Raw genomic sequence first — 11213 nt, forward strand, 5'->3', positions numbered from 1 at the left:
CATGGCAGATTACCAGGGTAAAAAAGTCGTTATCATCGGGTTAGGCTTAACTGGCCTCTCCTGCGTGGACTTTTTCCTCGCGCGGGGCGTCACGCCGCGCGTGATGGATACGCGTGTCTCTCCGCCTGGTCTGGACAAACTGCCGGAACAGGTTGAACGCCACCTTGGTGGTCTGAATGATGACTGGCTGCTGGCAGCCGATCTGATTGTGGCCAGCCCCGGTATGGCGCTGGCGCACCCTTCACTGAGCGCCGCGGCCGATGCGGGCGTTGAGATTGTCGGTGATATCGAGCTGTTCTGCCGCGAAGCGCAGGCGCCGGTTATCGCCATTACCGGTTCTAACGGAAAAAGCACCGTCACAACCCTGGTGGGTGAGATGGCGAAAGCGGCGGGTAAAAATGTCGGCGTTGGCGGCAACATTGGTTTGCCGGCGCTGATGCTGCTGGACAAAGGCTGTGAGCTGTACGTACTGGAACTCTCCAGCTTCCAGCTGGAGACCACCTCCAGCCTGCATGCGGCCGCGGCCACGATCCTGAACGTGACGGAAGATCATATGGACAGGTATCCGTTTGGTCTGCAGCAGTATCGCGCTGCCAAACTGCGTATTTATGAAAATGCGAAAGTCTGCGTCGTTAACGCCGATGATGCCCTGACCATGCCGGTACGCGGCGCCGATGACCGCTGCATCAGCTTTGGTATCACCATGGGTGATTATCATCTGAACCGTCAACTGGGTGAAACCTGGCTGCGGGTGAAAGGTGAGAAAGTGTTGAACGTGAAGGAGATGAAGCTTTCCGGTCAGCATAACTACACCAATGCGCTGGCGGCGCTGGCGCTGGCGGATGCCGTCGGTCTTCCACGTTCCTCCAGCCTGCAGGCGTTAACCACCTTTACCGGACTGGCGCACCGTTTCCAGCTGGCGCTGGAGCATAACGGCGTGCGCTGGATCAATGATTCCAAAGCCACCAACGTCGGCAGCACCGAAGCGGCGCTGAACGGCCTGCACGTCGATGGCACTCTGCATCTGCTGCTGGGTGGCGACGGTAAATCCGCCGATTTCACCTCTCTGAAGCAGTATCTCTCCGGCGATAACATCCGTCTCTACTGCTTTGGTCGTGACGGCAGGGAACTGGCTGAACTGCGGCCTGAGATTGCCGAGCAGACCGAAACCATGGAACAGGCAATGCGCCTGATTGCCCCTCGCGTGAAGCCGGGCGATATGGTGCTGCTCTCTCCAGCCTGCGCCAGCCTCGATCAGTTTAAGAATTTCGAACAGCGGGGGGATCTCTTTACCCGCCTGGCGAAGGAGTTAGGCTGATGCGTTTCTCTCTCCCTCGCCCAAAAATGCCGCGCCTGCCAGGATTTGGCATCCTGGTCTGGATCTCGTCGGCATTAAAAGGCTGGGTCATGGGCTCCCGGGATAAAGACTCCGATAGCCTGGTGATGTACGACCGCATGCTGCTCTGGCTCACGCTGGGGCTGGCGGCGATTGGTTTTATTATGGTGACCTCGGCTTCGATGCCCGTCGGGCAACGACTGGCGAACGATCCTTTCCTGTTTGCCAAGCGTGATGGGCTCTACATCATCCTGGCGTTCTGTCTGGCGATGGTGACGTTACGCCTGCCGATGGCGTTCTGGCAGCGCCACAGTACCGCCATGCTCATCGCCTCGATCGTGATGCTGCTGATCGTGCTGGTGGTCGGGAGCTCGGTGAACGGGGCATCGCGCTGGATTGCTTTTGGCCCGCTGCGTATTCAGCCGGCGGAATTTACCAAGCTGTCGCTCTTCTGCTATCTCGCCAACTACCTGGTGCGTAAGGTGGATGAGGTGCGTAACAACCTGCGCGGCTTCTTAAAACCGATGGGCGTGATTCTGGTGCTGGCGGTACTGCTGCTGGCCCAGCCGGACCTCGGGACCGTGGTGGTGCTGTTCGTCACCACGCTGGCGATGCTGTTCCTGGCGGGGGCGAAACTGTGGCAGTTCATCGCCATCATCGGGATGGGGATCTCCGCGGTCGTGCTGCTGATCCTCGCCGAGCCGTATCGTATCCGCCGCGTGACCTCTTTCTGGAATCCCTGGGAAGATCCATTCGGCAGCGGTTATCAGCTGACCCAGTCATTGATGGCCTTTGGCCGCGGTGAAATGTGGGGACAGGGGCTGGGGAACTCGGTCCAGAAACTGGAATATTTACCCGAGGCGCATACCGACTTCATCTTCTCCATTATTGGGGAAGAACTGGGTTATATCGGTGTGGTATTAGCGCTATTAATGGTATTCTTCGTCGCTTTCCGTGCGATGTCGATTGGCCGAAAAGCGCTGGTTATCGATCACCGTTTTTCAGGCTTTTTAGCCTGCTCAATCGGGATCTGGTTTAGCTTCCAGGCGCTGGTTAACGTAGGTGCCGCAGCAGGTATGCTGCCAACCAAAGGTCTGACGTTGCCGTTAATCAGTTACGGTGGTTCGAGTCTGTTGATCATGTCGACCGCCATTATGTTCTTGTTACGCATAGATTATGAAACGCGTCTGGAAAATGCCCAGGCGTTTACACGAGGTTCACGATGAATCAACCGAAGCGGTTAATGGTGATGGCGGGCGGTACTGGCGGACATGTGTTCCCCGGGCTCGCGGTTGCGCACCATTTAATGGATCAGGGCTGGCAGGTACGCTGGCTGGGAACCGCCGACCGCATGGAGGCCGATCTGGTGCCGAAGCACGGGATTGAGATCGACTTTATTCGTATCTCCGGCCTGCGCGGCAAGGGGATCAAAGCGTTGCTGCTGGCGCCGGTGCGTATTTTCAACGCCTGGCGTCAGGCGCGGGCGATCATGAAGCGTTTTAAGCCGGACGTAGTGCTGGGGATGGGCGGTTATGTCTCCGGTCCTGGCGGACTGGCGGCGTGGTCGCTCGGTATTCCGGTTGTGCTCCACGAGCAGAACGGTATCGCGGGCCTCACCAATAAATGGCTGGCGAAAATTGCCAGCAAAGTGATGCAGGCTTTTCCAGGGGCATTCCCGAAAGCCGACGTGGTAGGCAACCCGGTGCGTGTTGACGTGCTGGCCCTGCCATTGCCGCAGGAGCGACTCGTTGGCCGTGAAGGGCCGGTGCGGGTGCTGGTCGTGGGGGGCTCTCAGGGCGCGCGCGTGCTGAACCAGACTCTGCCGCAGGTTGCGGCGAAGCTCGGCAGCGCTGTGACCATCTGGCATCAAAGCGGAAAAGGCGCGCAGCAAACGGTAGAGCAAGCCTATGCCGAAGCCGGACAGCCGCAGCATAAAGTGACCGAATTTATCGACGACATGGCGGCAGCATATGCCTGGGCCGATGTCGTGGTCTGCCGCTCCGGCGCGCTGACGGTGAGCGAGATCGCCGCCGCTGGTCTGCCGGCGCTGTTTGTGCCGTTCCAGCACAAAGATCGTCAGCAGTACTGGAATGCGCTGCCGCTTGAGAAAGCTGGCGCCGCGAAAATTTTTGAACAGCCGCAGTTTACCGCCGACGCGGTCGCCACCACCCTGGCGGGCTGGGACCGGGAGACATTACTGGCGATGGCGCAGCACGCACGTGCCGCCGCGATCCCGGATGCAACGGAGCGGGTGGCGAAAGAAGTGAGCCTGGCAGCCCAGGCGTAACCCTCGCAGCGCGTGTTGCGCTGCACGATTTTTTTGAAGTAGTCGATGGCGTTTAGAGAATGAATACACAACAACTGGCGAAACTGCGTTCAATCGTGCCCGAGATGCGTCGCGTCCGGCACATTCACTTTGTTGGCATCGGCGGCGCCGGTATGGGCGGTATTGCCGAGGTGCTGGCAAATGAAGGCTACCAGATCAGCGGGTCCGATCTGGCGCCGAACCCTGTTACGCAACAGTTGGCGTCGCTGGGTGCGACCATCTATTTTAATCACCGCCCGGAAAACGTGCTTGATGCGAGCGTGGTCGTGGTCTCCAGCGCCATTCCCGCCGATAACCCGGAAATCGTTGCCGCACATGAAGCGCGTATCCCGGTGATCCGCCGCGCGGAGATGCTGGCCGAGCTGATGCGTTTTCGTCACGGCATCGCCATTGCCGGTACGCACGGTAAAACCACCACTACGGCGATGGTCTCCAGTATTTATGCCGAAGCGGGTCTCGATCCGACCTTCGTTAACGGCGGCCTGGTCAAAGCGGCGGGCGTACATGCTCGCCTGGGGCACAGCCGTTATCTCATCGCGGAAGCGGATGAGAGCGACGCCTCGTTCCTGCATTTGCAGCCGATGGTGGCGATTGTGACCAACATCGAAGCCGACCATATGGATACCTACCAGGGCGACTTCGAAAATTTAAAGCAAACCTTTATAAACTTTTTGCACAACCTGCCGTTTTATGGACGTGCGGTCATGTGCGTTGACGATCCGGTGATCCGCGAGCTGCTGCCGCGTGTCGGACGTCAGATCACCACATACGGTTTCAGCGAAGATGCTGATGTCCGCATAGAGAGTTTCAAACAGATCGGTGCGCAGGGGCATTTCACCCTGGCGCGTCAGGATAAAGAGCTGTTGCAGGTAACGCTTAACGCGCCAGGGCGCCATAACGCCCTTAACGCTGCGGCAGCCGTTGCGGTCGCCACAGAGGAAGGCATTGACGACGAGGCGATTCTGCGGGCGCTGGAAAGCTTCCAGGGAACCGGGCGCCGTTTTGATTTCCTCGGCGAGTTTCCGCTGGATGAGGTTAACGGCAAAAGCGGCACCGCAATGCTGGTGGATGACTACGGACACCACCCGACAGAAGTGGATGCCACGATCAAAGCGGCGCGCGCGGGCTGGCCGGACAAAAATCTGGTTATGCTGTTCCAGCCACACCGTTACACCCGTACCCGTGACTTATACGACGATTTCGCTAATGTGCTCTCACAGGTTGATACGTTGCTGATGCTGGAAGTGTACTCAGCGGGTGAGACGGCCATTCCGGGTGCCGACAGCCGTTCGCTGTGCCGTACCATTCGTGGGCGCGGCAAGGTCGACCCGATTCTGGTCTCCGATCATGCCCAGGCGGCAGCCATGCTTGCCCCGGTATTGACCGGCAATGATTTGATTCTGGTGCAGGGGGCAGGAAATATCGGCAAAATCGCCCGTACACTGGCCGAAATCAAACTTAAGCCGCAAATTTCGGAGGAAGAGCGCCATGGCTGATAAGATTGCGGTCCTCGCTGGCGGCACCTCGGCTGAGCGCGAGGTCTCCCTGAATTCCGGCGCCGCGGTGCTGGCAGGGCTGCGGGAAGGTGACGTTGATGCGCACCTGGTCGATCCGAAAGAGACCGACGTGACGCGCCTGAAAGAGATGGGTTTTGACAAAGTGTTTATCGCGCTGCACGGTCGCGGCGGTGAAGATGGCACGTTGCAGGGCTTGCTGGATATCATCGGCCTGCCTTATACCGGCAGCGGCGTGATGGCGTCGGCCATCTCCATGGACAAACTGCGCAGCAAACTGCTCTGGCAGGGCGCTGGCTTACCGGTTGCGCCGTGGGTGGCATTGACCCGTCGTGAATTTGAGCAGGGCCTTGCCGAAAGCGTGAGCGAGCGTATTGCTGCCTTGGGTTTACCGGTGATCGTTAAGCCCAGCCGTGAAGGCTCAAGCGTAGGAATGTCTAAAGTAGATAAAGCTGACGATATATCATCTGCATTAGCGCTGGCATTTCAACATGATGAAGAAGTTCTGGTGGAAAAATGGCTAAGCGGACCGGAATTTACCGTTGCGATGCTTGGTGAAGAAATTTTACCGTCAATTCGTATCCAACCTGCCGGAACCTTCTATGATTATGAGGCGAAGTATCTCTCTGATGAGACGCAATATTTCTGCCCAAGTGGTCTGGAAGCGGAGCGTGAAGCCATTTTAAATGCTCTGGTGCTGAAAGCCTGGCATGTACTTGGCTGCCGTGGTTGGGGACGAATTGATGTGATGCAGGATAGCGACGGGCAGTTTTATCTGCTGGAAGCCAATACCTCACCGGGTATGACAAGCCACAGTCTGGTGCCGATGGCGGCTCGCCAGGCGGGAATGAGCTTCTCGCAGCTGGTGGTTCGCATTCTGGATCAGGCGGGCTGATATGTCTCAGGCTGCGCTGAACACGCGAAACCGCGACGAGGAAGAAGAATATACTTCCCGGCGGAGTAATGGAACGCGTCTTGCAGGGATCACCTTCCTGCTCGCCGTGCTGTGTACTGTGTTTGTTAGCGGCTGGATGGTGCTCGGCTGGATGGAAGATGCACAACGTCTGCCTCTGTCGAAACTGGTAGTAACGGGTGACCGTCACTACACGCGTAATGATGATATCCGTCAGTCGATCCTGGCATTAGGATCGCCCGGCACCTTCATGACGCAGGATGTAAACATTATTCAGAGTCAGATTGAGCGCCTGCCGTGGATTAAACAGGCAAGCGTCAGAAAGCAATGGCCTGATGAATTGAAGATTCATCTGGTTGAATATGTACCCATTGCGCGTTGGAATGATCAGCATATGGTTGACGTAGAGGGAGTTTCTTTCAGCGTCCCGGCCGATCGTGTCAGCAAGCAAAATTTACCTATGTTGTATGGGCCGGAAGGCAGCGAAAACGAAGTGCTGGAAGGTTTTCGTAGCATGGGGAAAGTGCTGGCTAAGGATCGTTTTACCCTGAAACAGGCTGCAATGACGGCGCGTCGTTCCTGGCAGTTGACGCTGACGAACGATATTAAGCTGAACCTGGGGCGGGGTGACACGATGAAGCGTCTGGAACGTTTTGTAGAACTCTATCCCGTTCTGCAGCAGCAGGCGCAGGCTGAAGGCAAAAGGATTAGCTACGTTGATTTGCGCTATGACTCAGGCGCATCGGTCGGGTGGTCCCCGGCCCCGGTTGAGGAACCTAATCAGCAACAGAATCAGGCTCAGGTACAGGCAGAATAACAATGATCAAGGCGACGGACAGAAAACTGGTAGTAGGACTGGAGATTGGCACTGCGAAGGTTGCTGCTTTAGTAGGGGAAGTTCTGCCCGACGGTATGGTCAATATCATTGGCGTGGGCAGCTGCCCCTCCCGTGGTATGGATAAAGGTGGGGTAAACGACCTCGAGTCGGTGGTGAAATGCGTACAGCGCGCCATCGATCAGGCCGAACTGATGGCAGATTGCCAGATTTCCTCCGTGTATCTGGCACTCTCTGGCAAACATATCAGCTGCCAGAACGAGATCGGTATGGTGCCGATCTCAGAAGAAGAAGTCTCGCAGGAAGACGTCGAGAACGTAGTGCATACTGCGAAGTCGGTGCGTGTCCGCGATGAGCATCGCGTACTGCATGTGATCCCGCAGGAATACGCCATCGACTATCAGGAAGGCATTAAAAATCCGGTAGGACTTTCAGGCGTGCGTATGCAGGCAAAAGTGCACTTGATCACATGTCACAACGATATGGCGAAGAACATTGTTAAAGCCGTGGAACGTTGTGGCCTGAAAGTTGACCAACTTATTTTCGCCGGTCTGGCGGCAAGTTATTCGGTGCTGACCGAAGACGAACGTGAGCTGGGCGTCTGTGTCGTCGATATCGGCGGTGGTACTATGGACATGGCCGTCTATACCGGCGGTGCGCTGCGCCACACTAAAGTTATCCCTTATGCAGGGAATGTGGTCACCAGCGATATCGCGTATGCCTTTGGTACGCCACCGAGCGATGCTGAGGCGATTAAAGTGCGCCACGGGTGTGCGCTGGGCTCCATCGTGGGCAAAGATGAGAGCGTCGAAGTGCCGAGCGTCGGCGGTCGTCCGCCGCGCAGCCTGCAGCGCCAGACGTTGGCCGAGGTCATTGAGCCGCGTTATACCGAGCTGCTCAACCTCGTGAACGAAGAGATTTTGCAATTACAGGAACAGCTTCGCCAGCAGGGGGTTAAACATCATCTTGCGGCGGGGATTGTATTAACCGGCGGCGCGGCGCAAATTGAAGGTCTTGCGGCTTGCGCTCAGCGCGTGTTCCATACGCAGGTGCGCATTGGGGCACCGCTGAACATCACCGGTCTGACGGATTATGCTCAGGAGCCGTATTACTCAACGGCAGTGGGCTTGCTTCATTACGGGAAGGAAACCCATCTTAGTGGCGAAGCAGAAGTAGAAAAACGCACGTCGGTGGGTTCGTGGTTTAAACGAATCAACACCTGGCTGCGAAAAGAGTTTTAATTTTTGTAAGAGACCGGAGAGAATTAACGGTTTCAGGCGACAGGCACAAAACGGAGAGAAACTATGTTTGAACCTATGGAACTGACCAACGACGCGGTGATTAAAGTCATCGGCGTCGGTGGCGGCGGCGGTAATGCTGTAGAGCACATGGTGCGCGAGCGCATCGAAGGTGTTGAATTCTTCGCGGTGAACACCGATGCGCAGGCACTGCGTAAGACGGCTGTTGGCCAGACAATTCAGATCGGCGGCGGCATCACCAAAGGGCTGGGCGCTGGGGCAAACCCGGAAGTCGGCCGTAACGCTGCAGAAGAAGATCGTGAAGCACTGCGTGCAGCACTGGATGGTGCAGACATGGTGTTTATTGCCGCAGGCATGGGCGGTGGTACCGGAACCGGTGCTGCGCCAGTTGTTGCGGAAGTGGCTAAAGATTTAGGTATCCTGACTGTTGCTGTTGTGACCAAGCCTTTCAACTTTGAAGGCAAGAAGCGTATGGCGTTTGCAGAGCAGGGTATCACCGAGCTGTCCAAGCATGTGGACTCGCTGATCACTATTCCAAACGACAAACTGCTGAAAGTGCTGGGTCGTGGCATCTCTCTGCTGGACGCTTTTGGCGCGGCGAACGATGTCCTGAAAGGCGCAGTCCAGGGTATTGCCGAGCTGATCACCCGTCCAGGCCTGATGAACGTCGACTTTGCTGACGTGCGCACCGTGATGTCCGAAATGGGCTACGCGATGATGGGCTCCGGCGTGGCGAAAGGTGAAGACCGTGCAGAAGAAGCCGCTGAAATGGCGATCTCTTCTCCGCTGCTGGAAGATATCGATCTCTCTGGCGCGCGCGGCGTGCTGGTTAACATCACTGCGGGCTTCGACCTGCGTCTGGATGAGTTCGAAACCGTGGGTAACACCATCCGTGCGTTCGCGTCTGACAACGCAACTGTGGTAATCGGTACTTCCCTTGATCCGGAAATGAACGATGAACTGCGCGTAACGGTTGTTGCGACCGGTATCGGCATGGACAAACGTCCTGAGATCACCCTGGTGACCAACAAAACTGCACAGCAGCCGGTGATGGATCGCTACCAGCCGCACGGCATGGCGCCATTGACCCAGGAGCAGAAACCTGCCGCTAAGGTGGTGAATGACAATACGCCACAAACGCAGAAAGAGCCGGATTATCTGGACATTCCAGCATTCCTGCGTAAACAAGCTGATTAAGAATTAGCTGGAATTAGGGAATTTACGCTCTTTGTGCTAAACTGGCCGCCCGATAGTGATGTACACTCTCGGTTGGATAAGTAACTTGGCGAGATTATACGATGATCAAACAAAGGACATTAAAACGTATCGTTCAGGCGACAGGTGTCGGTTTACATACCGGCAAGAAAGTCACCCTGACGTTGCGCCCTGCGCCGGCCAATACCGGGGTCATCTATCGTCGCACCGACTTGAATCCACCGGTAGATTTCCCGGCTGATGCCAAATCTGTGCGTGATACCATGCTCTGTACTTGCCTGGTAAATGAGCATGACGTGCGGATCTCTACCGTAGAGCACCTGAATGCCGCCCTGGCGGGTCTGGGTATCGACAACATTATTGTTGAAGTCGATGCGCCGGAAATCCCGATTATGGATGGTAGTGCTGCACCGTTCGTCTACCTGTTGTTGGACGCCGGTATCGAAGAATTGAACAGTGCGAAGAAATTCGTACGTATCAAAGAGACCGTTCGTGTCCAGGATGGCGACAAATGGGCTGAATTCAAGCCGTTTAATGGTTTTTCGTTGGATTTCACCATCGACTTCAACCATCCGGCGATTGATTCCAGCACCCAGCGCTATGCGATGAACTTCTCTGCTGATGCGTTTATGCGTCAGATCAGTCGAGCGCGTACGTTTGGTTTCATGCGTGATATCGAATATCTGCAGTCCCGCGGCCTGTGCCTGGGCGGCAGCTTCGATTGTGCCATCGTTGTTGACGATTATCGCGTACTGAACGAAGACGGCCTGCGTTTTGAAGACGAATTCGTTCGTCACAAAATGCTGGATGCAATCGGCGACCTGTTCATGTGTGGTCACAACATCATTGGTGCGTTTACCGCGTATAAATCCGGTCACGCGCTGAACAACAAATTGTTGCAGGCTGTTCTGGCAAAACAGGAAGCCTGGGAATATGTGACCTTCGAAGACGAAGCTGAACTGCCACTGGCATTCAAAGCACCGAGCACGGTTCTGGCGTAACGGTAAATTCCGTTATGTAAATTCGACTGGTTGACCTGGCACTCTCTCCGGCCAGGGAGACCAGTCGTTTTTGTTTTTATCTTCCCCGTATCGCTGTAGTCAATGGCGCGTTTGCTGATTTCATCACCATTTTTAACCTCCTCTGTGGCGCAATACTGCTGCTGCAACCCGGCTTTAGTGTTACTATCTTTGCGCGAAAATATAAAAATCATACGGTGAGCCGAAGGTTCATTTACTTGTGGTGGGGCAATTGAGCGGAATTCTGACGCGCTGGCGACAATTTGGCAGACGTTACTTCTGGCCGCATCTCCTTCTGGGGATGGTCGCGGCGAGTCTTGGCCTGCCCGCGCTCAGTAGTAACACCGAAACCGCAAATCCGGCAAAGACCACTACCACCCGCCACGATCTGAGCACGCGGGTCAATTTCACGAATCTCGCCCTGCTGGAAGCGAACCGCCGACCCAACTTCACGGTAGATTACTGGCATCAGCATGCGATTCGTACCGTCATCCGGCATCTCTCCTTTGCCATGGCGCCACAGGCGTTACCCGTAGTTGATGAGCCTCTCCCGGTACAGGCGCATCATCTGGCGCTGCTCGATACACTCACAACGCTGCTTACGCAGCAAAGCAAGCCGCCGGTTATTGTCCGTCAGGTCGCGCTTGCCGCATTTTATCCACAGACCGCTTTCTCCGTCTCCGCCTGGATTAGCCAGGTGCAGGGCATCCGCGCCGGACCTCAACGCCTCAGCTAAATTAACCCTTGTTCACTATCTTAATTTAACTGCCCATCATGGGGTGTTTGAGAATTTATT

At 56.1% G+C, this 11213-nt stretch carries 10 protein-coding genes; all 10 read left to right on the plus strand.

What is annotated here, in order from left to right; all coding sequences use genetic code 11:
* Window position 1: 1 nt before the first annotated feature.
* The 10 genes from murD (at window position 2) to secM (ending at window position 11153) form a co-directional block, all read left to right on the plus strand.
* Window positions 2–1318: a UDP-N-acetylmuramoyl-L-alanine--D-glutamate ligase gene (gene murD, locus FHC51_RS08960; protein ID WP_220435364.1), complete on the plus strand. Its 1317-nt coding sequence runs from the start codon at window positions 2–4 to the stop codon at window positions 1316–1318.
* Entirely contained in the window at window positions 1318–2562 is a 1245-nt protein-coding gene (ftsW, locus tag FHC51_RS08965) for a cell division protein FtsW (RefSeq protein ID WP_039030375.1), read from the plus strand. The genes murD and ftsW overlap by 1 nt, the downstream gene beginning before the upstream one ends.
* Window positions 2559–3623: an undecaprenyldiphospho-muramoylpentapeptide beta-N-acetylglucosaminyltransferase gene (murG, locus tag FHC51_RS08970; protein WP_103823248.1), complete on the plus strand. Its 1065-nt coding sequence runs from the start codon at window positions 2559–2561 to the stop codon at window positions 3621–3623. Before ftsW ends, murG begins: the two co-directional genes overlap by 4 nt.
* Window positions 3624–3682: 59 nt before the next feature.
* Window positions 3683–5158 carry a UDP-N-acetylmuramate--L-alanine ligase gene (murC, locus tag FHC51_RS08975; protein ID WP_114315896.1) on the plus strand — a complete coding sequence of 492 codons (1476 nt, stop codon included), beginning with the start codon at window positions 3683–3685 and terminating at the stop codon, window positions 5156–5158.
* Entirely contained in the window at window positions 5151–6071 is a 921-nt protein-coding gene (locus FHC51_RS08980; protein WP_156237816.1) for a D-alanine--D-alanine ligase, read from the plus strand. Before murC ends, FHC51_RS08980 begins: the two co-directional genes overlap by 8 nt.
* A 1-nt stretch (window position 6072) precedes the next feature.
* Window positions 6073–6906, plus strand: a complete 834-nt coding sequence (gene ftsQ, locus FHC51_RS08985; protein WP_114315894.1) for a cell division protein FtsQ — start codon at window positions 6073–6075, stop codon at window positions 6904–6906.
* Between the two features lie 2 nt (window positions 6907–6908).
* A complete protein-coding gene (ftsA, locus tag FHC51_RS08990; protein WP_103178274.1) occupies window positions 6909–8165 on the plus strand; it encodes a cell division protein FtsA in 1257 nt (418 codons plus the stop codon).
* Between the two features lie 63 nt (window positions 8166–8228).
* Entirely contained in the window at window positions 8229–9380 is a 1152-nt protein-coding gene (gene ftsZ, locus FHC51_RS08995; RefSeq protein ID WP_103178275.1) for a cell division protein FtsZ, read from the plus strand.
* Between the two features lie 101 nt (window positions 9381–9481).
* Window positions 9482–10399 carry a UDP-3-O-acyl-N-acetylglucosamine deacetylase gene (lpxC, locus tag FHC51_RS09000; protein ID WP_103178276.1) on the plus strand — a complete coding sequence of 306 codons (918 nt, stop codon included), beginning with the start codon at window positions 9482–9484 and terminating at the stop codon, window positions 10397–10399.
* Window positions 10400–10649: 250 nt separating this feature from the next.
* Complete coding sequence (secM, locus tag FHC51_RS09005) at window positions 10650–11153, plus strand: secA translation cis-regulator SecM (RefSeq protein ID WP_114315893.1); 504 nt, start codon at window positions 10650–10652, stop codon at window positions 11151–11153.
* Window positions 11154–11213: the final 60 nt, after the last annotated feature.

It is taken from the genome of Leclercia sp. EC_58 (assembly GCF_019584355.1).
Lineage (GTDB): Bacteria > Pseudomonadota > Gammaproteobacteria > Enterobacterales > Enterobacteriaceae > Enterobacter.